General features: G+C 65.0%; 23 protein-coding genes and 2 riboswitches. Of the genes, 16 read left to right on the top strand and 7 right to left on the bottom strand.

Annotated features, from left to right (window positions below; translation table 11 throughout):
- Nucleotides 1–88: 88 nt before the first annotated feature.
- Both NMG10_RS18585 and NMG10_RS18590 read right to left on the bottom strand, forming a co-directional pair.
- On the bottom strand, nt 89–496 hold the full coding sequence (locus NMG10_RS18585) for a DUF1294 domain-containing protein (protein WP_254464897.1): 408 nt from the start codon (nt 494–496) through the stop codon (nt 89–91).
- A 10-nt stretch (nt 497–506) separates the two neighbouring features.
- Nucleotides 507–1,337: an undecaprenyl-diphosphate phosphatase gene (locus tag NMG10_RS18590; protein WP_203646402.1), complete on the bottom strand. Its 831-nt coding sequence runs from the start codon at nt 1,335–1,337 to the stop codon at nt 507–509.
- A gap of 300 nt (nt 1,338–1,637) precedes the next feature.
- Here NMG10_RS18590 and NMG10_RS18595 point away from each other — a divergent pair, with 300 nt between their 5' ends.
- The 10 genes from NMG10_RS18595 to NMG10_RS18640 all read left to right on the top strand — a co-directional run bounded on the left by NMG10_RS18595 (nt 1,638) and on the right by NMG10_RS18640 (nt 12,358).
- Nucleotides 1,638–3,272 (top strand): methyl-accepting chemotaxis protein, encoded by a 1,635-nt coding sequence (locus tag NMG10_RS18595; protein ID WP_254464861.1) that lies wholly within the window; start codon nt 1,638–1,640, stop codon nt 3,270–3,272.
- Between the two features lie 125 nt (nt 3,273–3,397).
- Nucleotides 3,398–3,964, top strand: coding sequence for a nicotinamide riboside transporter PnuC (gene pnuC, locus NMG10_RS18600; protein WP_203646398.1), 567 nt, complete (start codon nt 3,398–3,400; stop codon nt 3,962–3,964).
- Nucleotides 3,961–4,512, top strand: coding sequence for an AAA family ATPase (locus tag NMG10_RS18605; protein ID WP_203646396.1), 552 nt, complete (start codon nt 3,961–3,963; stop codon nt 4,510–4,512). Before pnuC ends, NMG10_RS18605 begins: the two co-directional genes overlap by 4 nt.
- Nucleotides 4,513–4,810: 298 nt before the next feature.
- Nucleotides 4,811–5,254: a hypothetical protein gene (locus NMG10_RS18610; RefSeq protein WP_203646393.1), complete on the top strand. Its 444-nt coding sequence runs from the start codon at nt 4,811–4,813 to the stop codon at nt 5,252–5,254.
- Nucleotide 5,255: 1 nt separating this feature from the next.
- Nucleotides 5,256–5,828 carry an adhesin gene (locus NMG10_RS18615; RefSeq protein ID WP_203646392.1) on the top strand — a complete coding sequence of 191 codons (573 nt, stop codon included), beginning with the start codon at nt 5,256–5,258 and terminating at the stop codon, nt 5,826–5,828.
- A gap of 52 nt (nt 5,829–5,880) precedes the next feature.
- Nucleotides 5,881–7,191, top strand: coding sequence for a heme utilization protein (locus NMG10_RS18620; RefSeq protein WP_232856976.1), 1,311 nt, complete (start codon nt 5,881–5,883; stop codon nt 7,189–7,191).
- 63 nt (nt 7,192–7,254) lie between these two features.
- Nucleotides 7,255–7,935, top strand: coding sequence for a C39 family peptidase (locus tag NMG10_RS18625; RefSeq protein WP_203646390.1), 681 nt, complete (start codon nt 7,255–7,257; stop codon nt 7,933–7,935).
- A 33-nt stretch (nt 7,936–7,968) separates the two neighbouring features.
- Nucleotides 7,969–8,706, top strand: a complete 738-nt coding sequence (locus tag NMG10_RS18630; protein ID WP_203646389.1) for a hypothetical protein — start codon at nt 7,969–7,971, stop codon at nt 8,704–8,706.
- A 46-nt stretch (nt 8,707–8,752) separates the two neighbouring features.
- Nucleotides 8,753–10,033: a hypothetical protein gene (locus tag NMG10_RS18635; protein ID WP_203646387.1), complete on the top strand. Its 1,281-nt coding sequence runs from the start codon at nt 8,753–8,755 to the stop codon at nt 10,031–10,033.
- A 129-nt stretch (nt 10,034–10,162) separates the two neighbouring features.
- The gene (locus NMG10_RS18640; protein ID WP_254464862.1) at nt 10,163–12,358 is read left to right on the top strand and encodes an LTA synthase family protein; all 2,196 of its coding nucleotides are present in this window, start codon (nt 10,163–10,165) and stop codon (nt 12,356–12,358) included.
- Nucleotides 12,359–12,514: 156 nt separating this feature from the next.
- Here the strand turns inward: NMG10_RS18640 and NMG10_RS18645 are convergent, their stop codons facing one another.
- The gene (locus tag NMG10_RS18645; RefSeq protein ID WP_110739696.1) at nt 12,515–13,840 is read right to left on the bottom strand and encodes a sigma-54 dependent transcriptional regulator; all 1,326 of its coding nucleotides are present in this window, start codon (nt 13,838–13,840) and stop codon (nt 12,515–12,517) included.
- A 333-nt stretch (nt 13,841–14,173) separates the two neighbouring features.
- On the opposite strand from NMG10_RS18645, the gene NMG10_RS18650 reads away from it, so the two are divergent.
- Nucleotides 14,174–14,440, top strand: a complete 267-nt coding sequence (locus NMG10_RS18650) for a hypothetical protein (RefSeq protein ID WP_028690802.1) — start codon at nt 14,174–14,176, stop codon at nt 14,438–14,440.
- A gap of 103 nt (nt 14,441–14,543) precedes the next feature.
- Here NMG10_RS18650 and NMG10_RS18655 read toward each other — a convergent pair whose 3' ends face one another.
- The 4 genes from NMG10_RS18655 to cobW form a co-directional block, all read right to left on the bottom strand.
- Entirely contained in the window at nt 14,544–15,110 is a 567-nt protein-coding gene (locus tag NMG10_RS18655) for a VWA domain-containing protein (protein ID WP_337994568.1), read from the bottom strand.
- 101 nt (nt 15,111–15,211) lie between these two features.
- Entirely contained in the window at nt 15,212–16,210 is a 999-nt protein-coding gene (locus NMG10_RS18660) for an ATP-binding protein (RefSeq protein WP_254464864.1), read from the bottom strand.
- A gap of 2 nt (nt 16,211–16,212) precedes the next feature.
- Entirely contained in the window at nt 16,213–19,974 is a 3,762-nt protein-coding gene (gene cobN, locus NMG10_RS18665; protein ID WP_254464865.1) for a cobaltochelatase subunit CobN, read from the bottom strand.
- A 3-nt stretch (nt 19,975–19,977) separates the two neighbouring features.
- Nucleotides 19,978–21,045 carry a cobalamin biosynthesis protein CobW gene (cobW, locus tag NMG10_RS18670; RefSeq protein ID WP_203646376.1) on the bottom strand — a complete coding sequence of 356 codons (1,068 nt, stop codon included), beginning with the start codon at nt 21,043–21,045 and terminating at the stop codon, nt 19,978–19,980.
- A gap of 99 nt (nt 21,046–21,144) precedes the next feature.
- A riboswitch (cobalamin riboswitch) is annotated at nt 21,145–21,345 on the bottom strand.
- Nucleotides 21,346–21,405: 60 nt separating this feature from the next.
- Nucleotides 21,406–21,628, top strand: a riboswitch (cobalamin riboswitch).
- 99 nt (nt 21,629–21,727) lie between these two features.
- Here cobW and NMG10_RS18675 point away from each other — a divergent pair.
- The 5 genes from NMG10_RS18675 (at nt 21,728) to NMG10_RS18695 (ending at nt 24,110) form a co-directional block, all read left to right on the top strand.
- A complete protein-coding gene (locus NMG10_RS18675) occupies nt 21,728–21,913 on the top strand; it encodes a CbtB domain-containing protein (protein ID WP_028690797.1) in 186 nt (61 codons plus the stop codon).
- A 10-nt stretch (nt 21,914–21,923) separates the two neighbouring features.
- Nucleotides 21,924–22,619, top strand: coding sequence for a CbtA family protein (locus NMG10_RS18680; protein WP_203646375.1), 696 nt, complete (start codon nt 21,924–21,926; stop codon nt 22,617–22,619).
- Nucleotides 22,619–23,020, top strand: coding sequence for a cobalamin biosynthesis protein (locus NMG10_RS18685; protein ID WP_232856971.1), 402 nt, complete (start codon nt 22,619–22,621; stop codon nt 23,018–23,020). Before NMG10_RS18680 ends, NMG10_RS18685 begins: the two co-directional genes overlap by 1 nt.
- 29 nt (nt 23,021–23,049) lie before the next feature.
- Nucleotides 23,050–23,802 (top strand): precorrin-4 C(11)-methyltransferase, encoded by a 753-nt coding sequence (gene cobM, locus NMG10_RS18690; RefSeq protein WP_203646373.1) that lies wholly within the window; start codon nt 23,050–23,052, stop codon nt 23,800–23,802.
- Nucleotides 23,803–23,867: 65 nt separating this feature from the next.
- Nucleotides 23,868–24,110, top strand: coding sequence for a DUF1272 domain-containing protein (locus NMG10_RS18695; protein WP_203646372.1), 243 nt, complete (start codon nt 23,868–23,870; stop codon nt 24,108–24,110).
- The last annotated feature ends 17 nt before the right edge of the window (nt 24,111–24,127 follow it).

The raw sequence follows: 24,127 nt of genomic DNA on the forward strand, positions 1-24,127 counted from the left end.
TTACCCGCCGTAAGGGCGGAAAGGTGAATAAGCGTCGACATCACAAATGAATGCGCCTACAACTTTCAAAACCACCTAACAACAACCCTCAGATCACAAACCCCCAACGCCCCGCCAAGAACAGATAATCAACCCAAAACACCTGATGCACAAAAACAATCCCCCAGAACACCACCTGATAGGCAACCTTCCGCGTCTTGTGCCGAAACACCTGCTGCGCCAGCAACGCCCCCGGCCATCCCCCCAGCAGCTCGCTGGCATGCAGCACCTTCTCCGGCGTGCGCCAAGCCTGGTTCCGCGCCTGCTGCTTGTCCTGCCAGTACAACAGCAGGCTGACCAGGCTCACCAGCGGATACATCGCCAGTGGCAGCCAGGTCCCATCACTCAACCCCATTCGCAGGCCACCCACCACCGGCAACAGGCAAAGCACCATCAGTACCAGCCATTTCAGGCGTGCATGGTGCACGCCCTCCTCGCCCCGAGGCGCACGCTGCATACGGGCCATGTCAACCGTGCGCCGTCGACCAGTCGACCCAACCGAACTCCCAGGTCGCCAGGATCAGCAGGCCAAAGGCAATCCGGTACCAGGCAAACACCGCATAGCTGTGGTTGGCAATGAACTTGAGCAACCCACGCACGGCGATCATCGCGAAGATGAACGACACCACGAAACCGAGGGCGAACACCGGCAGGTCGCCCGGCTGGAACAGCTCACGGTACTTGTACCCCGAATACACCGCCGCGCCGACCATGGTCGGCATGGCCAGGAAGAACGAGAACTCGGTGGCCGCCTTGCGCGACAGGCCGAACAGCAGGCCGCCGATGATGGTCGAACCAGAGCGCGAGGTGCCCGGAATCATCGCCAGGCACTGGACGAAACCGATCTTCAGCGCATGGCTCCAGCGCATGTCGTCGACATGATCGACTTCCACCCGATGCTGGCGACGCTCGGCCCACAGCATGATCACCCCGCCCACCACCAGTGCGGCGGCCACGGTAATGGGGTTGAACAGATACTCGTGGATCAGGTCGGCGAACAGCACGCCAAGGACCACCGCCGGGAAGAAGGCGATCAGCAGATTGGCGGTAAAACGCCGTGCCGGCACCTGTGTGGGCAGGCCCAGCACCACGTCGAAGATCTTGCGTCGAAACTCCCACACCACCGCCAGGATCGCGCCCAGCTGGATGATGATGTTGAACGCCATGGCACGTTCGCCGCCGAAGTTGATCAGGTCGGCGACGATGATCTGGTGCCCGGTACTCGAAATGGGCAGGAACTCCGTCAGCCCCTCGACCACGCCCAAGATGATTGCCTGCAAGGCACTCCAAAAATCCATCTTTCCCCCAAGTGCGACGCTGCGCGTGGCAGGCCGCTTGTTTTGATTGACTCAATGATGCCGCACGCGGCGCGTGCTTTTTACAGCGACAGTGGCTCCCAAGGCCAGCTGAAAAGCCCAGCAGCCTAAAGGTTTCATCTGGCGCGGCCGAAATCCTAGCAGAGCCTGTGTTTCAAGGCTTGCGTTACCTGCTACACAGGATGTCAAGAAAGACTCATTAGCCGTTGGTCGAGTGGGGGCCGGCGGCAAAGCATGCTTGGATGCCCTGGATAAAAAGAACAAAGACTGGAGTAACGCATCATGAAGACCCTGAGGTCGATGTCGATCAGCCGCCGTCTGTGGCTGATCCTGCTGGTGGCCGTGGCCATGCTGCTGGTGTTGGGCCTGCTGATGCTGCGCCAGCTCCACGGCGACCTGTACCAGGCCAAGGCCGAAAAGACCCGCCACGTGGTGCAGACCGCCGCCGGCATCCTGACGTATTACCAGGGCCTGGAGGCCGCCGGCACGCTCACCCGCGAAGCCGCGCAGCAGCAAGCCCTGCAAGTGGTGCGCGGGCTGCGCTACGACCAGAACGACTACTTCTGGATCAACGACCTGCAACCGAAGATGGTCATGCACCCGGCCAACCCCAAGCTCGATGGCCAGGACCTCTCGGCCATCCGCGACCCGGATGGCTTTGCCGTGTTCAACGAGATGGTCGCCCTGGCCCGCAGCCAGGGTGCGGGGCCGGTCGACTATCGCTGGCCCAAGCCCGGCGCCAGCGACCCGGTGGAGAAAACCTCCTACATCCAGCTGTTCAAACCCTGGGGGTGGATCATCGGCTCGGGCGTTTACGTCGACGACGTGCAGGCCGAGTTCGCCCGCCAACTGCGCGACGCCTCGCTGCTCGGCCTGGGCATCGCCCTGCTGATGGCCCTGCTGGTGATGCTGATCGCCCGCAGCATCGCCCGCCCGCTGCAGGAGGCGGTACAAGCCATGGGCACCATCGCCAGTGGCGAAAGCGACCTGACCCGGCGCCTGGACACCCATGGCCGTGATGAAATCACCCTTCTGGGCGAACACTTCAACCGTTTCAACGGCAAGCTGCAGGGGGTGGTCGGCCAGTTGCAGGGCGCTGCCCATCACCTGGCCGAATCTGCCGGCCATGTCGGCGACAACGCAGGCGCCGCCCAGGCCCGCAGTACTCAGCAATCGCTGCAGATGGACCAGGTGGCCACCGCGATCAACGAGGTTTCCTACGCCGTGCATGACGTGGCCAAGCACGCCGAACAGGCCTCCAGCGAGATGCGCAACGCCCAGACCCAGGTCGGCCATGGCCAGCAGGCGATCCACGGCAGCCTGCAGCAGATCGACCGGCTTTCGGCAACCATCGAGCAAGCGGTGCAGGTGATCCGTGAACTGGCCAGTCACAGCACCAAGATCGGTGGCGTGCTCGAGGTAATCCGCTCGATCGCCGAGCAGACCAACCTGCTCGCCCTCAACGCCGCCATCGAGGCCGCCCGCGCCGGCGAGCAGGGCCGCGGCTTCGCCGTGGTCGCCGACGAGGTGCGTCTGCTGGCGCAGCGCACCGCTCAGTCGACCGCCGAGATCCAGACCATGATCGAGCACCTGCAGGGTCAGTCCGAGGCCGCAGTGCGGGCCATCGACACCAGCAGCGAAGCCTCGCGCCAGACGGTCGAGCAGGCTCGCGAGGCCGGTAGCAGCCTCGATGCCATCAGCCAGGCGCTGGGCAACCTCGGTGCGCTCAATGCCTCGATCGCCAGCGCCACCCTGCAGCAGTCCCACGTAGTCGAGGAGATCAACCGCAACGTCACCGAAACCGCCGACCTGTCGCAACAGACCGCCGAGGCCGCGCGCCAGTCCAGCGACGCCGGAGTAGCCCTGGCGCGGCTGAGCGAGGACCTGGAGCAACTGCTGCGCCAGTTCAGGGTTTAGTGGCGGCAAGCGACAAGCTGCAAGCGGCAAGAAAGAGCGCCCCAGCAGTGTCCCCGCCACTGCAGCTTGCTGCTTGCCGCTCGAAACTTGTAGCATCCCGCCCTTTCCCCGCCCAAGGATCGCCGATGTCCGGCCTCGAACTCTTCGCCGCCGCGCTCGGCGTCATCGCCGTCTGGCTCACCGTCAAGCAGAACCCCTGGTGCTGGCCGATCGGTTTGGTGATGGTGGTGCTGTACAGCTGGATCTTCTACGAGGTGAAGCTGTACTCGGACATGCTCCTGCAGTTGGTCTACGCGGTGCTGCAGCTGTACGGCTGGTGGCAGTGGACCCGACCTGACCGTATCGAGGATGCCCGCCAGGTGACCCGCCTGGCCCCTGCGCCGATGCTCAAGGGCCTGGCGGCCGGCCTGCTGGCCAGCTTGCTGCTGGGCGCGGGCATGGCGCACTGGACCGACGCCGCCCAGCCCTGGCTGGACGCCGCCCTCACCGGCTTCAGCCTGGTGGCGCAGCTGTGGATGGCGCAGAAGCGCCTGCAATGCTGGGCGTTGTGGGTAGTCGTGGACGTGATCTTCGTCGGCCTGTTCCTGTACAAGGGTCTGTACCTCACCGCCGCGCTCTACGCTCTGTTCACCCTGATCGCCGTGCGCGGCTGGCTGGAGTGGCGCCGCGACCCGGCGCTGGCAACGGTATGAAAGTGCTGGTGCTGTGTGGCCCGGAGTCCAGCGGCAAGAGCTGGTTGAGCGGCGAAATCCAGGCGCATTTCGGTGGCATGCTGGTCGGCGAGTACGTCCGCCATTTCATGGAGCGCGAACAACGCGACACCTGCTATGCCGACATCCCCACCATCGCCCGCGGCCAGCTGGCCTGGGAAGATCAAGGCCGAGAGCAAGCACCGGCACTGCTGATTCTCGATACCCACCTGCTCAGCAACATCCTCTGGAGCCGGGCACTGTTCGGTGACTGCCCCGCCTGGATCGAAGAAGCGCTGACGGCGCGCCATTACGACCTGCACCTGCTGCTGCGCCCTGAGGGCGTCGAATGGGTCGGTGACGGGCAACGCTGCCAGCCCCGCCTTGAGGAGCGCCAGGCGTTCTTTGACGACAGCCTGGCCTGGTTGCAACGCCATCAACAGAACGTGCAGGTCATCGACGGAGACTGGCCACAGCGCAGCGTCACGGTACTGGGCGCGGTGCAACGCTTGCTTGACGGAAAATGCCCGGCCATCCCCACTGAATGTTAAACCGCTGATACACATCGACTGGCCTTAGTCCCCGGATTTGCGCGTATTGCCGCAGATTCGGGGGCAGTGTCACATCGCTGATACACCGCCGTCGCCTCCCCTTCGAAGCCCGATAATACGGGCTTCGCCCCCTCCCTGGCCCGGGATCTGTCTCAGCACTGATACACCAACTCTCTGACGCACGAGCGCTTCCCACACAAGCTCCTGATTCTCAAGCAATAACAAAAACCGGCACAGCTTCTGCTCTCCTTCTGGCAACGCGGCCCCTGGCCCAAACGCCGAAGAAGGAATTGCCATCGTGGGGAAACCAGAAAAAGGCAAGATCTGTCACCTCCTGCTGCTTGGTTGCGCTTTGGGATCCAGCTTCAGCCTGCCCGCCCAGGCAGACAACGGCATCGTCGTCATCACCCGCGAAGTGCAGACGCGCAGCGCGATACGCGCCCCCATGATGCCCGACCCCAATCCGGTCACTGTCAACACCAACCCGTCCGCGCACATCCTCAGGCAGACCAGTGAGCTGAGCGACGGCGACTTCGCCGGCATCACCAGCGGCGCCGGGATCAACTCGCTGATCACCCAGCAGACCAACACCATCGGCAGCAACATCGGCAACCAGACCCAGTTGCCCAACATCGCCGGCGGACGTGGCTCGGGCTCGGGCGGCAACGGCATCGCCAACATGGTCAACTCCAACGTCCAGCAAGGCCTGGGCGCGTTGAAAGTGCTCGGCGGAGGCCAATGACATGAGGCATTCGCTGCTGATCCTGGCCACGCTGTGCAGTGCTTCGGCCTTCGCCCAATCCCCCGTGATCAACAATGCCACCATCGACAGTTCCGGCGCGCAATACCAAGGCAACCTGGGCGTCAACCAGGCAGCCGGCGACCAACAGCAACAGGTCAACGCCCGGGCCATCGCCATCGGCCACGACGCCAACGCCAGCACCCAGATCCGCCAGCGCCTGCGCACCCATGTCGACCCTGCGCTGGACGCCCAGTCCAGCATCCAGGGCACGGCCTTCAGTCATGGCAACGGCATCCTCGGGGTCAACCAGAGCGCCGGCGCCAGCAACCAGCAAGCCAACGCACTGCGCATCAGCGTCAGTGCCCAACCGCAAAGCATCGACGACAGCGTCCTTCTGCAACAGAACGTGGCGCTGGTCAACAGCTCGGATCCAACTGCCCAGACACCCGGCCATCGCCAGGTCAGCACCAGCGACCAGGCATTCACCGGTAGCCGTGGCGTGGTGCAGTTGAATCAGAGTGCCGGGGTGGGAAACCGAACGGCCAACACCCTGAGCATCCGGGTCGCGGATTGACCCAAACAGGTAACAACAACACTTAACCTAAAATAAAGTACGGAGAACCACCATGAAACCCTCGATGGCACTCAAGCCTCTGGTTTTCGCAATTGCTGCGATCATGGCTGTGGCTGTACAAGCTGGGCAGAATGATCGGCGTGGCAACGACCATCACAATGGTCATCACAACAACGGTCATCACACCCCTCCTCCTACCAAGATCCCGGTGTATGCAACCGCCAATGCCTGGGACAAGCAAAGCAGCACCAACAACCGCATCAGCAATGAAGGCACCGTGAACGAAGCCGAAATGAGCAGCTCGGCTTCCGGCACCAGCGGCAACGTCGGTGTCAACGTGGCCGCCGGCGCCGGCAACCAGCAGGACAACGCCGCCGCCATCGCCAACGCCGGTGCCGACTCGAGCCTGGATAACACCTTCGTGTTCGGCTCCGCCTCGGCCACCGCCGATGTGCGTCAGTACAGCAACAACAACAAGGTCAACAACTACGGCGTCACCAACTCCGGCATCATGAGCGGCTCGGGCAACAACGGCAGCGGCAACATGGGCATCAACATTGCCGGTGGCGACCTGAACCAACAGAAAAACACCATGGCCATTGCCAACTCCAATGCGCCACTGGGTAATGCCACCGCCACCGCCTCCGCCGACCAGAACGGCCCAGGCCTGGTCGTGAACAACAACGCCGACCGCACCTTCCGGGTCGATACGCTGACCTTCACCACCACGAAAAGTGGCAGCGCCTCGTACGACAAGGACTCCAGCTTCAGCAAGGAAGGCAGCTCCTCGTCGAGCTGGGAGGCCGCCGGTGCCAACAGCTGGAGCGCCAGTGGCTCGAAGAGCTCGGACGCCAGTGGTTCGCGTAGCCATGAGTCGAGCTCCTCGGCCAGTGGTTCTCTGAACGCTTCGCTGGATGCCTCGGCAAGTGGCAGCGTGACCCACACCCAGGACTTCGGCCGCCACGAGCGCAGCCGCACCGATTCGTTCGATGCGTCGCTGAGCGCCTCGATCGACGCCTCGTATGACAAGTCGCGCGACAAGTCTTCCAGCTCTTCGTTCGAGAAGTCCTACGACTCTTCGTTCGAGAAGGCCTACGACTCTTCGTTCGAAAAATCGGGTAGCAAAGCCTCCGAGTACGCCAAATCCGGCTCGAAGAGCTACAGCGAGTCCAGCTCGTACGACCTGAGCAACACCGTGTCCTTCCAGGTGCTGACGCCTACCGGCTGGGCTAACCCTGTGACCAACACCGCCACCCTGAGTGGCTCGGTGAATGGCGGCAGCGGCAACCTCGGTGTCAACGTGGCAGCCGGTGTGGGCAACCAGCAAAGCAACTCGCTGGCCATCTCCAACACCTCGTTCTGACAGCTGTGACCTTGAGGCCCCCTTCGGGGGGCCTTTTCCTCAACAGGATCGGGGGACAAGACCATGCGTATGATCGCCTTGGCGTTTTTGCTGTGCATGGCCAGTTACAGCGAAGCGGCGCAGATGCCGCTTTCGGTTTTGCCGGGGGGCGCGGTGATCTACAAGCCCATCCAGAGCATCCGCGAGCGCAAATTCGCCGACCTGGTACAACAGAAGACCGACTTCAGTTGCGGCGCCGCAGCGCTGGCAACCATCCTGCGCCAGGCCTACTGGTTGGACGTGGACGAACACACGATCATCGAGGGCATGCTGGCCCACGCCGACCAGGACCTGGTCAAGGTCCAGGGCTTCTCGATGCTCGACATGAAGCGCTATGTGGAAAGCCTCGGCATGCGTGCCCGCGGCTACCGGGTCGCCGCCGACACCCTGACCAGCGTGCGCATTCCCGTGGTGGTGCTGATGGACATCCGTGGCTACAAGCACTTCGTGGTCCTGCAACGGGTCGACAAAGGCTGGGTCTACATCGGCGACCCGGTGCTCGGCCACAAACGCTACAAGGTCGAAGATTTCCTCAAGGGCTGGAACGGCATCATCTTCGCCGTGATCGGCCAGGGCTACGACAAGACCAACGCCTTGCTCGACCCGCCCCTGCCGCTGAGCGCCAAGGACCGCATCAATTCCTTCACCCCGGTCAAGGATGCCGAACTGATGGACTTCGGCTTCATCCGCAGCGACTTCTTCTAATGATAATCGAGCGCGACGCGTCGGGAGCATCCCATGAAGACTCCAGCCTGGCTTACCCTGATCTGCCTGGCCACCGCCCTGCCCATCCAGGCAGAGACGTTCAAACCCATTGAACTGAAGGATCAGGAGTTGGCCAACCTGCGCGGTCGCTATGTGCTGCCGGGGCGGATAGTCAGCTTCGGCGTGGTCATGAGCAGCACCTGGCAGAACGCCAATGGCGATGTTATCGGCGCGAAGACCTCGATGCAGGTGCAGCAGTCGACCATCAAGCCGCAGTTCTACGTGTCCATGATCGACGAGAAAGGCAGTGGTTCGTCCAGTTCCAAGGGCACCGGCACCGTCACCGGTGGCGGTGGCCTGGACACCACCGTCGGCGTCACCCAGGTGGTGCGCGCGGCCGGTGACAACAACATGGCCAACAACAACGTCGACATCAACGTCACCAAGGCCAACCAGGCCCCCGAGGCGCCACAGCAAGGCCAGGTGCTGGCTGCGGGCTCGACATTGGTCGGCAGCAATGCCGCAGGCTCCCTGAGCGTCTCCGCGAGCGGTACCGGCGTGCAAATGAACGTCGTGGCCAGCAACAACCAGGGCAGCACCCTGCAGCAGATCGCCCAGGGCGGGCTGATGCAGAACGCCACGCTGCTCGGCAGCGGCAACCAGGTCAGCAACCTCACTTCGCTCAACGTCGTGTTGCGCGACAATGTCCCTGCCGCCGCGCTGAACGGCAATCTTGACCAGCTCAAAGGTCTTCGCGCCCTCGGATACTGATCTACGCTCAGTCTCATCGTATGTAGTCAGAAGGGACGGCTAACCCATGCAACGATCGTTGACGTTCAGAGCTGTAATCTGTTTGAGTACATTGGCCCCTGCGACAATGCTTAACGCGGCTCCGGACCCTCAGGTCGAGGCACTGAAGCAGGAATTACGCGAACTGAAGCAACGCTACGAAGCCCAGCAGAATGCCCTGATGGTGCTTGAGCAGCGTGTGCGCCAGGTCGAGGAAACCCCGGCAGCCCCGCCGCCCAAGCGCCTGACCAAATCCCCCTCGTCACCGGCCAAAGGCGCACAGACCGTGGCATCCGGCGCACCGGGCAGCACTGGCAGCTCCTACGGCCAGTCGCTCAAGGACGATTCGGAACCCGCGCAAAGCGTTTCCAACCTGTATGACGAGGCCAGTGGCTTCTTCGGTGGCGGCAAGTTCAGCGTCGAGACCGGCATCACCTACACCCACTACGATACCCGCGCCCTGACGCTCAACGGTTTCCTCGCCCTGGACTCGATCTTCCTCGGCAACATCAACCTGGACCGGATCAAGGCCGACAACTGGACCCTGGACCTGACCGCCCGCTACAACATGGATCAACGCTGGCAGTTCGATATAAACGTACCCATCGTTTATCGCGAATCGACCTATTCCTCCGGCGGCGCCGGCGGTGCCGGCCCGGTCACCTCCGATGCGTCGGTCACCCGCGACCCGGCCATCGGCGACGTCAACGTTGGCGTGGCCTACAAATTCCTCGACGAATCGGAGAACTGGCCCGACGCGGTGTTCACCCTGCGGGTCAAGGCGCCCACCGGCAAGGACCCCTATGGCATCAAGCTGGTCGAGGACCCGACCAACAACAACCTGTCGGTGCCGGAGAGCCTGCCGACCGGCAACGGCGTCTGGGCGATCACGCCGGGCATTTCGCTGGTCAAGACCTTCGACCCGGCGGTGCTGTTCGCCAGCCTGTCGTATACCTACAACATGCAGGATTCGTTCAGCGATATCAGCCCCCAGGTCAACAGCAAGGTCAAGGGGGACGTGAAACTGGGCGACTCCTGGCAGATCGGCGGCGGTATCGCCTTTGCCCTCAACGAACGCATGAGCATGTCGTTCTCGGTCACCGACCAGTTCGCCAGCAAGAGCAAGATCAAGCCGGACGGCGGCGACTGGCAGTCGATCACCAACAGCGACTACAACGCCGCCAACTTCAACATCGGCCTGACCTTCGCCGCCACCGACAACCTGACCATCGTGCCCAACCTGTCCATCGGCCTTACCGAGGACTCGCCGGACTTCTCGTTCAGCCTGAAATTCCCCTATTACTTCTGACCCTTCCGCCGGGCCCGATCCAGGGCCCGGGATTTGGTTACCGGTTTTGTAGCGACCGACTTTCCCGGCATCGGCCTGTTATCATCGCGCACAGTTTTGTGACGATTTAATGGCATTAAGGAAAGTTTCGTGAACAACCTGCTCGGTCACCCTCGCGCCCGCCTTGCCACGCTGGCAATCCTGGTGCTGGTGATTCCGCTGACCGCGCGTGCCCTGCTGGGCTGGTCCAACCCCTTCGGCTACCTGTCCGACCTGGCCATCGGCAGCCTGCTGTTGCTGCTCGGGCAGCGTCGCGCCTGGTGGCTGGCCCTGCCGCTGCTGCTGGCCTGGGGCGGCCTGTGGGTGGCCTCCGCCGAGCTGGTCAGTGCCGTCGGCCGGCTGCCCACGGTCGACGACCTGGCCTATCTGGTCGACCCGCAGTTCATGGAGAACTCCACCGCCGGCGCCCTGGCCCATCCCTGGCTGCCCGCCCTGTTGGCCGCCGGCCTTGGCGGCTGGCTGGCGAGCGTATGGCGCTCACCTGTCGGCGCGCCATTGCCACGACGCCTCTGGGCCGTGCCCGTGGTGCTGTTCGGCCTGCACTGGGGCGGCCAGCAGTTGACCCCCTCCGATGCCGACCAATGGCGCCAGTACGGTCTCACCCACCAGGCGCTGTCGGCGGCGGTGGGCAAACTCCAGCACCAGGCCCTGAGTGGCATGGGCCAGGCGCCAACGGTTACGGCGCTGTCCAGCGCCGGCCTGACCCAGTCCGACCTCAATGGCGTCAAACTGCTGGATGCGCCAGGCAAGGCGCGCAACCTGCTGATCATCACCGTCGAGGGCATCCCCGGCGCCTACCTGCGCCCCAACCGCGAGGCACTGGGCAGTCGCTTCGAGCAGGACCTGATGCCGCGGCTCAGCCAGTGGGCCGAGCGCGGCATGAACACCCCCGACTATGTTCTGCACACCCACCAGACCATTCGCGGTCTCTACGCGATGCTCTGCGGCGACTACGACAAGCTGGCCAACGGCACGCCCAAGGGCGTCGAGCTGCTGACCCAGCAGCGACGCAACCAGGCCTGCCTGCCGGCCCAGCTGCGCGAGGCCGGTTTCGCCACCCATTATCTGCAGGGCGCCGGCCTGCGCTTCATGGCCAAGGACCGGATCATGCCGCACATCGGTTTCGACTCGGTGCATGGCCTGGAGTGGTTCGCCAACGACAACTACCTGGAGTTCCCCTGGGGCAAGGACGACCGCGCCTTCTTCGAAGGCGCGCTCGACTACGTCGGTGAGCTGCGCAAGCAACCCCAGCCGTGGATGCTCACCCTGCTCACGGTTGGCACCCACCAGCCCTATTCGGCGCCTGACGCCTACCTGCAACGCTTCGATACGCCAAAGCAGGCCGCGGTGGCCTACCTCGACGATGCCTTGGGCGGCTTCCTCGACAGCCTCGAGAAACAGGGCGTGCTGGAAGATACCCTGGTGATCGTCACCTCGGACGAATCCCATGGCATCGATGGCGTGCGCCTGGCCTCGGCCTGGGGCTTCAACCTTACGTTGGCGCCGGAACAGGCCCAACTGCCCAGGCTCAAGCAGGGCACCTACGGCCATATCGACCTGAGCACTTCCCTGCTCGACTACTTCGCCCTGCCGATCCCGGCAGCCCTGGGCGGACGTTCGCTGTACCGCGATTACGACAGCGGCCGCGAGATGATCTCCTTCACCAATGGCATGCTGCGCTACCACGACGGCCAGGGCACCTTCAGCGAGTGCGACTTCCAGCAACGCTGCCGACGCTATGCCAGCAGTGGATTCATTGCCGACCAGGCCAAATTCCTCGGCCGTGGCGACGACAGCCTAGGCCCACAACTCAACCTGCTGGCCGCCAGCCTCGACCAGTCGCTGCTGCAGACCCCGCTCAACCTGCGCTACCAGTTCGGTGGGCCCTCGCCCATCGCCCTGGCCGAGCGCATCAAAGATGACTGGGCGGACAACCTGATCGGCGCGCAGTACCTGGAAATGCCTGAGGGCTCCCGCACCCGCGTACGCTTGAAGGTACGGGCGCTGGATCCCCGGCATGCGGCGTACATCCGCCTCAAGGCCAAGGAACTGGAGCAGGACGTGCAGCTCGGGCTGCCTGAAGAGATGCGGGTGACGGCCGACGAACCGCTGGAAATGGAGTTCGACTTCGACAACCCTACCGTCCGCAAGGCGTTTTCCTTCCACCTGCTGGGGTATGGCGGTGGCGAGGTGGAGGTCAGTGACTTCAGCGTGATCACTGCACTGCCGGATGAGCCGGAGACGGTGGAGGAACTGGCGGATGGGCATCTTGCCCAGTCGAGTTGAGGGATGGTTGTAACGGTCATCCCTTCAAGGATTTTGCATTTATTGCCGGGGTCGCTTTGCGACCCTTTCGCGGCACAAGGCCGCTCCTACAGAGGACCGCGCCCCCTGTAGGAGCGGCCTTGTGCCGCGAAGAGGGCTGCAAAGCAGCCCCTGGCGTCAACGAATCTGATGCTTGTGCAACAACCGATAAAACGTCGGCCGCGACACCCCAAGCACCTTGGCCGCGATGCTCAGGTTGTCGCTGTGCCGGTTCAGCACATCGCACAGCGCCTGACGCTCGGCCCGGTGCTTGTAGTCCTCCAGCGTGCCCAATGGCTGGTCCTGCTCCTGCAGCTCTTGCAAGCCCAGGTCCTGCGCTTCAATCTGCCGCCCCTCGGCCAGCACCAGACCGCGTCGTACCCGGTTGGCCAGCTCACGAACATTGCCCGGCCATTCATGGCGCCCCATGGCCGCCAGGGCACCGTCGCTGAACGAGCGCGGCCGCCGGCCCGTTTCGGCGCTGTAGAACTGGGAAAAGTGACTGGCCAGCATCGACAGGTCGCCATGCCGATCGCGTAGCGGCGCGGTCACTACCTGCAGGACATTGAGCCGGTAGTACAGGTCTTCACGAAAGCGCGCCAGCGCGATGGCCTTCTCCAGGTCCACATGGGTAGCCGCCAGAACCCTGACGTCCACCGCGATAGGCTGATTCCCCCCTACCCGCTCAATGTGCTTTTCCTGGAGAAAACGCAGCAGGTTGGCCTGCAGCTCCAGCGGCAGGTCACCGATCTCGTCGAGAAACAGGGTGCCGCCATTGGCCGCCTCGATACGCCCCACCTTGCGCTGGTGCGCACCGGTGAACGCGCCTTTTTCATGGCCGAACAGCTCGGACTGGATCAGGTGCTCGGGGATGGCGCCGCAGTTGATGGCGATGAACGGCTTGTCGCGCCGTTGCGATTGCCGATGCAGGGTACGCGCCACCAACTCTTTACCCGTACCGCTTTCGCCACGGATCAGCACCGGCGATTCGGTTGGCGCCAGCTTGCCCAGCAGCTTGCGCAACTCGCGGATCGGCCGGCTCTCACCCAGTAGTTCATGCTCGGGCTCATCCACCCGTACCGCGCCCTTGCCGCGCAGCCGCGCCATGCCGAAGGCGCGGCCCAGGGTAACCTGCACTCGCGAGACATCGAACGGCAGGGTGTGGAAGTCGAAAAACCACTCGCAGACGAAATCGCCGACATTCTGCAGGCGCAGCTCTTCGGCGCTGAGCACGGCGATCCATTCGGTATTGCTGCGCTTGATCAGGTCCTTGAGCGCTTCGGGGTGCAGCAGGTGCGAGGCCTGCAGGCGTACCAGGCCGACGTCGCAGGGCTGCTCCATTGCCGCCTCGAGCGTGCTACTTCGCACATCCCAGCCGACACTGCGCAGGCCCGGTAAAAGGCGGTGGCAATCATCGCAGGGGTCGACAATCAGCAAGCGGCGTAGGGATGCGGTATCGAGCATGACCTTTCCTTGGCGCCAGATTTAGGTTTTTTAACTATAAACAGACAGTTGCGACGCCCGAATTAACAGTAGCAATGAACTTGACGCCCCCCACTACCGTTGGTCAGCCCGCTAAGAAAGCGTCATGCCGCGCCGGGAATTTTCCAACTCAATTGCCGTCTTAGGTGCGCTGGGCAGGCAGGAAAACATCATCGATATAAAAAAATTTCAACGGCCATGTGACTTGAACCCTGATCTGGAGCATCAGTACAAATAACCCCGCGCTGTACACTTTTGTGGAATAACACCGCGGCACCTTATTTCGCTGTTTGGGACCATGAGAGAGACCGAACCATGAACGCCCCGCTCCGTGTCAACGAAGCACTGCTGATCGCCGACCACGCCTTCGAACCCTTCCAGTGCGTAGCCTGGGATGCACCCAACGGTACTGGTGAACTGAGCCTGGCAGTGATCGACCGGACCAGCACCCGTATCGGCAGCAAACAAGTGTCCTCGCGCGTCTATTCCGACCCGGCGCAATGGGCCAGCCTGATCGAGGAAGTGCGCGCCGAACTGTCCGGCAAAGGTTACGACCTGCAACCCTGGTCAATGCCGAAGTAAAAGAGCACTGTGCCGCCAGTGCGTGGTTGCCACGCACTTGTGCAAGTTTCCCCACTTTCGGGGATAACTTTTTCTATTGCGACATCCTGTCGCAGTTACATCCTTATTTGACCACCGCGAACTGCTCGATATGCCGATAGTCGGCCTGCAGTTGTTCGGCAATTTGACGTGCCCGGCCCACGCGCACCGCCGCTGTTTCCATATCCACCAGCAACGTCACGCAAGGTAGTGGCTGCAACACAGGGCCCTGTTGCAGGCGACCATCGGTCAACACCAGGCAGCGCTGGGTTTCATGGGGAAGGCGCTTGCTCCGGGCCAGCAACCACTGACGCGCCTCTTCCAGTGCCGCCGGCAACGGTGTACCGCCGCCCGCCCCCAGCGCCTGCAACCAGGGCTGCAAGGCCGCCGAGGCTTTCAGGCCGTGGCGTTGCCATTGCGGACGGTTGCCACTGGCTGTCAGCAAGGCCAGGCGTGCGCGCTGACGGTAGGCCTCATCGAACAACCCGGCCAACAGGCCCTTGGCCTGGGCCAGCGCCTGATTGCGCCGGGTCGAAGCCGACGCATCGACGATCACCAGCCACAGTTCCGGCGCCTGTGCCTGGCGCTGCTGCCAACACAAGTCGCGGCGCTGGCGTGGCCGCCCTTTGAGCAAGGTTGCCAGCCAGGCGATGCGCCCGCTATCGCTGGTGCGCGGGCGGCCCTGGGAAGTCCCCGTCAAATGACCGACGCAAGGCCTGGCATCCGCCACCCGATCATGGGGCGAACGGATGCTCAGGGCTTTTTTGCCCAGTTCGGCACCTCGCGCCGAGCTCCCGTGGCCACTGGCTGGGCAGGTAATGCCCCCCAGTCACCCTGACCGCCCGGTGCCTCCTGCGCACTCGCCTGCCCGCCCGCCGAAGTGGCCTGGGGTGGCGGTGCCTCAGCACGGCGCCGATGGCGCAAGGCAAACTCGGCAACCGTCTGTACATCCACCTCCTCGATCACCGAATTACCCCGCCAGGCGGCGTGGGCCCGCGCCGCGCGCAGCCAGACCAGGTCGGCACGCAAACCGTCCACACCGGCGGCGAAGCAGCGCTCGGTGATCCACGCCAGGGCCTGGTCGTCCAGGGCGATAGATACCAGGCGCTCACGGGCCGACCGGCAGCGTTCGCGCAACGCCGCCTGCTGCCCGGCCCATTGTTCGCAGAACGCCATTGGATCGCTGTCGAAAGCCAGCCGGCGACGAATGATCTGCTGACGCGCCTCCGGCGCCGGCAAACCTTCCAGGGCCACGTTGAGGCCAAAGCGGTCGAGCAGTTGCGGGCGCAGTTCACCCTCCTCCGGGTTCATGGTGCCGATCAGCACGAAACGGGCCGCGTGCCGGTGGGAAATGCCGTCGCGCTCGATGCGGTTGGTGCCGCTGGCGGCCACGTCCAGCAGCAGGTCTACCAAGGGGTCGGGCAACAGATTGACCTCATCGACGTACAGCACGCCTCCGTCGGCATGGGCCAGCACGCCCGGTGAGAACCGCACTTGGCCCTGGCCGAGCGCGACATCCAGGTCGAGGGTGCCGACCAGGCGCTCCTCGGTGGCCCCCAGCGGCAGGGTCACGAACGGGCCGTCGCCAAGCAGATCGGCCAAGCCCCGGGCCAGGGTGCTCTTGGCCATGCCACGTGGGCCTTCGATCAGCACGCCGCCGATCTTCGGGTCGATGGCTGTCAGGCACAGGGCCAGCTTGAGGTCGTCGGCGCCAACCACGGCGGCCAGGGGGAATTGCACGGGTTCGCTCATGTTCAGCTGTCTTCCTCGCCGGCGAGCAACTGCTGCTCGAGGCTTTCACGATAGTCGCCCGGCTCCTGCCACAACCCGCGCTGCTGGGCTTCCAGCAGGCGCTCGGTGAGGTCACGCAGGGCTTCGGGGTTGTGCTCGCGCATGAAATCACGGGTGGCCGGGTCGAGCACATAGGCATCGGCCAGCCCTTGGTAATGATGATCGTCGATCAGGTGGGTGGTGGCGTCGAAGGCGAACAGGTTGTCGACCGTGGCCGCCAGCTCGAACGCACCTTTATAGCCATGGCGCTTGGCGCCGTCGATCCACTTGGGGTTGAGCGCCCGGGCGCGAATGACCCGGTTGAGTTCTTCCTTGAGGGTGCGCACCCGCGGCCGGTCGGCCTGGCTATGGTCGCCGTGGTAGCTGGCCCGCGAGGTGCCGGCCAGGGTTTCGGCGGCCGCCAGCATGCCGCCCTGGAACTGGTAGTAGTCGTTGGAGTCGAGCAGGTCGTGCTCGTGGTTGTCCTGGTTTTGCAGCACTGCCTGCACCTGCGCCAGGCGCTGGGCGAACGCGGCGCGGGCCGGGGTGCCTTCGTCGGCGGCGCCATAGGCGTAGCCACCATGGTTGAGGTAGACCTCGGCCAGGTCGTCGCGGCTGTGCCAAAGGCGCCCGTCGATGGCGTTCTGCACACCGGCTCCGTAGGCGCCGGGCTTGGCGCCGAACACCCGCCAACCGGCCTGTCGCGCCGCCTGTTCGGGCTCGATGCCAGCGCCGAGCAGCGCTTCACGCTCGGCGCGCACCCGTGCGGCCAGTGGGTTCAGCTCGCCTGGCTCGTCCAGCGCCGCCACCGCCTGCACGGCGGCATCGAACAGGCGGATCAGGTTGCCGAAGGCGTCGCGGAAGAAGCCCGACACCCGCAGCGTCACGTCCACCCGTGGCCGGTCGAGCAGGCTCAGCGGCAGGATCTCGAAGTCATCGACCCGTTGGCTGCCGGTGGCCCACACCGGGCGCACGCCCATCAACGCCATGGCCTGGGCGATATCGTCGCCGCCGGTGCGCATGGTCGCCGTGCCCCACACCGACAGGCCCAGCTGGCGCAGGTGATCGCCATGGTCCTGCAAATGGCGTTCGAGGATCAGGTTGGCCGAGGCGAAGCCCAGGCGCCAGGCCGTGGCCGTGGGCAGGTTGCGTACATCGACGGTATAGAAGTTGCGCCCGGTGGGCAGCACGTCCAGCCGCCCGCGGCTGGGCGCGCCGCTGGGTCCGGCGGGGACGAAGCGCCCGGCCAGGGCCGCCAGCAGGCCATCGATCTCGGCAGCGCCGCAGGCATCCAGGTCGGGGGCGACCTGCTCGACCAGTGTGCGCAGTACCGCGCGCACCGCGTCCCACCCTGCTTCGTCCGGCAGCGCGACAGCACCCTGCAGGGCCTGCTCGATCAGTGACAAAGCCAACAACTCCAGGCGCTCGCGGGTATCGCCGCAGGTTCGCCAGAGGCTGGCGTCGAGTTGTGCCAGCAGGTCCGGGCGTGCCCCGTTCCAGGTCTGCCCCAGATCACAATCCAGCGGATCGAAGCCCAGCCCCAATGCCCTGGCCAGTTCACGGATCAGGCTGGCGTTACCGCCCTTGCCATCGCCCCGTGCCACCCGCAGCAACGCCAGCAGCGTATCGCTGCGCAAACGCCCCTGCGGCGATTGGCCGAACACGTGCAGGCCGTCGCGGATCTGCGATTCCTTCAGGTCGCACAGGTAGGTGTCCAGCCGCGGCAGCCACACCGCCGCGTCCTCCATCTGCCCTTCGAGCTGCAGCTCGCGGTCGATATGATGGGTCTTGACCAGTTCAAGGATGTCCCGTTGCAGCTCGCGGGCGCGGCGCGGATCGAGCAACTGCGCCTCGTAGTATTCGTCGGCCAATTGCTCCAGGTGGCGCAGCGGGCCGTAGGTCTCGGCACGGGTCAGCGGCGGCATCAGGTGGTCGATGATCACCGCCTGGGTGCGGCGCTTGGCCTGGGCGCCCTCGCCCGGGTCGTTGACGATGAACGGGTAGATGTTGGGCAACGGGCCGAGCAAGGCATCCGGCCAGCACTCGGCGGACAGGCCCACGCCCTTGCCCGGCAGCCATTCCAGGTTGCCGTGCTTGCCCACATGGATCACCGCGTCGGCGGCATAGCCGTTGCGCAGCCAGAAGTGGAACGCCAGGTAGCCATGCGGTGGCACCAGGTCCGGGTCGTGGTACACCGCGCTGTGGTCCACCTGATAGCCCCGCGCCGGCTGTATGCCGACGAAGGTCAGGCCGTAGCGCAGGCCGGCGACCATCATGCGCCCACTGCGGAACATCGGATCCTGCTCGGGCGGCCCCCAGCGCTCCAGCACGGCGCGTTGGTTGGCCTCGGGCAAGGCGGCAAAGGCGCGCTGGTAGTCGGCCAGGGCCAGGCTCTGGGCGCAGGGGCGCTGGTCGAGGTGGTCAAGGTCGTTGGTAACCCCGCCGAGCAGTTGGTGAATCAGCTCGGTGCCGCTGTCGGGCAGCCCGGCCACCGGGTAATCCTGCGCTTGCAGGGCCCTGAGGATATTGAGCGCCGCGCCCGGCGTGTCCAGGCCGACGCCATTGCCGATGCGCCCGTCGCGGGTCGGGTAGTTGGCCAGCACCAGGGCCACGCGCTTTTCCTGGTTGTCCAGACGCGCCAGGGTCACCCAGCGCCGTGCCAGTTCGGCGACGAAGTCCATGCGCTCGGGATGGGCCCGGTAGCAGACCACATCGGACTGGCTGCGCTCGCTGCGCCAGGCCAGGTCCTTGAAACTCACCGGCCGGGTGATGATGCGCCCGTCAAGTTCCGGCAGGGCGATGTGCATCGCCAGGTCGCGAGCGCCCAGGCCCTGTTCGCTCTGCTCCCAGCCAGGCTGGTTGTCCTGGGCGCAGATGGCCTGCAGCACCGGTACATCGCGGCGCAGCGGGCGCAGGTTGGGTTGCTCGGGGCTGGACAGGGCGAAACCGGTGGTGTTGATCACCACTTCGGCCTGCACCTCATCGAGCCAGGCCTCGACCTGGTCCAGGCAGGCGCGCTCCTTCAGGCTGGCCACGGCGATGGGCAATGGGTTCAGACCGCAGGCCTGCAGGCGCTGGCAGAACACATCGATGAACGCGGTGTTGGCCGCCTGCAGGTGCGAACGGTAGAACAGCAACGGCGCCACCGGATGCTCCGGGTTCCACTCGGCGTACCAGTCCTCGGGACAAGCCGTGCCCTTGGCTGGATGATAGACCGCCGTGCGCGGCAAGGGCTGTGGCTCGTCCCACGGGTAATCGCGCCCCAGCCACTGGCTGGCCAGGCAGTTGAACAGGTTCACCGCGTTGGCCTTGCCGCCCTGGCGCAGGAAGTGCCAGAGGCGTTCGGCCTGTTCGCCGCGAACCGTGCCCAGGTCGGTGAGCTCAGGGTCGGGGCGGTCGTCGCCGGGCACCAGGATCAGCTGTACCCCTCGCCCCGCCAGTTCGACCAGTTGCTCGACACCATAGCGCCAGTAGCCGACGCCGCCATGCAGTGATATCAGGATCACCTTGGCGTGGCGCAGCACCTGGTCGACATACAGGTCGACCGAGGCATGGTTCTGCACCTGCATCGGGTTGGCCAGGCGCACGCTGGGGAAATCCGCCGGCAACTGCTCGGCGGTTTCGGCGAGCAGCGCCAGGTGTGAATCGCCGCTGCAGAGGATCACCAGGTCGGCGGGGGTCTGGCCGAGATCGGCGATGCTGTCGTCCGGCACGAAGCCGCCGGGCTGGGTCCGCAGCAGGTGCATGGATCAGGCGCCCAGGGCCTGGCGCAGGCGCGCTTCCAGCTGCGCCGCGTCGAGATCCTGGCCGATCAGCACCAAGCGGGTGATCCGGGGCTCGTCGCTGCGCCAGGCACGGTCGAAATGCTTGTCGAAGCGGGTGCCCACACCCTGGATCAGCAGGCGCATCGGCTTGCCGGGGATGGCGGCGAAGCCCTTGGCGCGCAGGATGCCGAACTCGGTGACCAGCTGGGTCAGGGCATCGAGCAGCAGGCTCTCGTCGGCCTCGGGCAGGTCGATGGAGATCGAGTCGAAGGCGTCGTGGTCATGGTCGTCATGGTCATCGCCGTCGTGATGCGAGTCGTGATGGGTACGGCGACCGTCGATATGCGCCTCGGATTCGGCGCCCACGCCCAGCAACACTTCCAGCGGCAGGCGGCCGCTGCTGGCCTCGATCACCTTGACCGCCGGCGGCAGTTCCTCGGCCACCTCGGCACGGACCTTGGCCAGGCCCTCGGCGTCGATCAGGTCGGCTTTGTTCAGCACCACCAGATCGGCGCTGGCCAGCTGGTCGGCGAACAATTCATGGAGCGGCGACTCATGGTCGAGGTTCGGGTCGAGCTTGCGCTGGGCGTCGACCTGGTCCGGGTAGGCAGCGAAGGTGCCGGCGGCCACGGCCGGGCTGTCGACCACGGTGATCACCGCGTCGACGGTGCAAGCGTTGCGGATTTCCGGCCACTGGAAGGCCTGTACCAGCGGTTTGGGCAAGGCCAGGCCGCTGGTTTCGATAAGGATGTGGTCGAGGTCGCCGCGCCGGGCCACCAACTCGCGCATCACCGGGAAGAATTCTTCCTGCACGGTGCAGCACAGGCAACCGTTGGCCAGTTCGTAGACGCGGCCATTGGCCTCTTCCTCTGTGCAACCGATGCTGCACTGCTTGAGGATCTCGCCGTCGATGCCCAGCTCGCCGAATTCGTTGACGATCACCGCGATGCGGCGGCCCTGGGCGTTGTCGAGCATATGGCGCAGCAAGGTGGTCTTGCCTGAGCCGAGGAAGCCGGTGACGATGGTGACGGGAAGCTTGGCCAGTGTTTTCATGTCGCGATGCCCTTGGCAGCAATGGCGCGGGCATGCAGGACGACAGCCACGGCCATGCCGGCCTGGCGCGTTCGCCACCGGATCACCCCGCCCGGTTGAAAGTCGAAAACGTCACGAGGCAGGTCTCCTGGCTTGCACCGCTGCGGCTCGCTGGCCGGTGGGCCGGCGCCTTCCCGCGCGCCTGCGCAGTGGCTGTGCCGAACCCTTCAGTGCTTACAGTTGCGGGGGCAGCCGCGGCTTGTACCGCGTTCCCGTCTTAGCTCGGGCCAACGCCCGAGAACCTCGCAGCGGCAAGGCTACGCAGTGCCTGCCTGGCGGTCAACCGCCGCGGCGATTGACGCGGGCCCGGCCCCGTGATTTGCTAGCGCATTGCGTTCAGGTGCCCCCACGGGGGTGAAACGGGAAACCGGTGCGTCGCGTCTCCATTCCAGGAGCCGACAAGGCCGGTGCTGCCCCCGCAACGGTAAGCGAGAGAAGCGTCCGGACCACTGTGCCAGCCTCAAGGCATGGGAAGGTGACGCCATGGAAGGAGCCTTGCTCCACCTCGCGAGCCCGGAGACCGGCCTGACGTGCTCACAGTACACCCCGCGGTGGGCGGGCGTCGTCGTATCACTCGGGCCAGCCGTGCCCGGGGTCGTCGCGCATGCCCGTTGCCACAACAAAAGCAGCAGAGGAACGCGTCATGCCCATCACCAGCGCCAAACACAGTATCGCCACCCCCGTCAGCCTCAGCCAGCGACTGATCGTCGCGGTCGGCGCCAGCCTGCTGGGGCTGTGCCTGGTGTACTTCGCCGGTTTCTCGCACATCGAGGCGGTGCACAATGCCGCCCACGACACCCGCCACAGCGCCGCCTTCCCTTGCCACTGAGTAAATCCGCATGATTACGCGCATCGCCCGTACCGCGGGTTTCAGCGGCCTGCTCGCGGCCCTGTTGCTGACCCTGCTGCAAAGCTTCTGGGTCGCCCCACTGATTCTCCAGGCGGAAACCTACGAATCCACTGCCCCGGTCGCCGAACAGCATGAGCACGGCGACGCCGCAGCGCCCCATGAGCATGAACACAGTGCCGAGGCCTGGGCGCCGGAGGACGGCTGGCAGCGCGTGCTGTCCACTACTGGCGGCAACCTGGTGGTCGCCGTCGGTTTTGCCCTGATCCTGGTCGCCCTCTACAGCCTGCGCGAACCGAACCGCGTGGCCACCGGCGCACTGTGGGGCCTGGCCGGCTTCGCCGTGTTCTGCCTGGCACCGACCCTGGGCCTGCCACCGGAACTGCCCGGCACCGCCGCAGCCGACCTTGGCCAGCGCCAGACCTGGTGGATCGGCACCGCCGCAGCCACCGCCGCCGGCCTGGCGCTGCTGGTGTTCGCCCGGCACTGGTTGTTCAAGGTGCTTGGTGTGGCCCTGCTGGTGATCCCGCACCTGATCGGCGCGCCGCAACCCGCAGTGCATGAAAGCCTGGCGCCGGAAGCCCTCGAGACCCAGTTCAAGATCGCTTCCTGGCTGACCAACGCCGCGTTCTGGCTGGCCTTGGGCCTGCTCAGCGCGTGGCTTTACCGTCGTTCCAGCCAGGCCTGATGCGCGATCTGCCCGTGCAGCCGGCGATGTTCGCCGGCTTTGGTTGCCGCCGTGGTTGCCCGGTCGAGACACTGGCGGTGCTGCTGCGCCAGACGCTCACCCGCCACGCCCTGCCCCTCTCGGCCCTGCGCGCCATTGCCAGCATCGAGCCCAAGGCTCGCGAACCCGGCCTGCTGGCATTGGCCGAGCGCCTCGGGCTGCCTTACATCTGCTTCGACGCCACGCACCTGACGGTCTTCGAGCCGCTGCTCAGCCATCGTTCGGCCACGGTGTACGCCCAGACCGGCTGCTGGGGCGTCGCCGAAAGCACCGCCCTGGCCCTGGCTGGTGAAAACGGCCGCCTGCACGTGCCCAGGCAGGTACTCGGCGGCGCTACCCTCGCCTTGGCGATCGGCGGATAATCCGCGCCATATTTCTGCAAGGAACCCCCATGACGGTTTATTTCATCGGTGCCGGACCCGGCGATCCGGAGCTGATCACGGTCAAGGGCCAGCGCCTGATCCGCCAGTGCCCGGTGATCATCTACGCAGGCTCCCTGGTCCCCGCCGCTGTACTGGAAGGTCACCAGGCGCACACCGTGATCAACAGTGCCGAACTCCACCTGGAACAGATCGTCGAGGTGATGCGCCAGGCCCACGCCAATGGCGAGGATGTGGCCCGCGTGCACAGCGGCGACCCCAGCCTGTACGGCGCCATCGGCGAACAGATCCGCCACTTGCGCGAACTGGGCATCGGCTACCAGATCGTCCCCGGCGTCACCGCCACCGCCGCCAGTGCCGCGCTGCTCGGTTGCGAGCTGACCTTGCCCGATGTGGCACAGACCGTGATTCTCACCCGCTTTGGCGACAGTTCGCCGATGCCGGCCGGTGAACAATTGGCCGACCTGGCCCGCCACGGCAGTACCCTGGCCATCCACTTGGGCGTGCGCCACCTGGCCCGCATCGTCGAGGAGCTGCTGCCACACTATGGTGTCGACTGCCCGATCGCGGTGGTCCATCGTGCCACCTGGCCGGACCAGGACTGGGTCAAGGGCACCCTGGCGGACATCGGCGAACGCGTGGCCGCCAAAGGCTTCCGACGCACCGCGCTGATCCTGGTCGGCCATGTGCTGGGCGACGCGCCGTTCGCCGACTCGGCCCTGTACCGCGCCGGTCATGCCCACCTCTATCGCCCAGGCTCGTGAAACGATTGCCGACCGGGGGCGCGGCGTAGCACACTGGATTTTCCAACTGGACGGAAACCAAGCCCATGCTCGAACTGCGCCCCAACTGCGAATGCTGCGACACCGACCTGCCCGCCAATAGCCCGGATGCACTGATCTGCTCGTTCGAATGCACCTTCTGCCGTGCCTGCAACGACCAGCACTTCCACAACCGCTGCCCGAACTGCGGCGGCCAGCTGGTGATCCGCCCCACCCGTGTCGGCAAGGTACTGGACAACAATCCCGCCTCGACACAACGTGTGCACAAGCCGCACGCACCCTGCGCCTGAACCTTCCTTGTAGGACT

Source organism: Pseudomonas sp. DVZ6 (assembly GCF_024259445.1).
GTDB lineage: Bacteria > Pseudomonadota > Gammaproteobacteria > Pseudomonadales > Pseudomonadaceae > Aquipseudomonas > Aquipseudomonas peradeniyensis.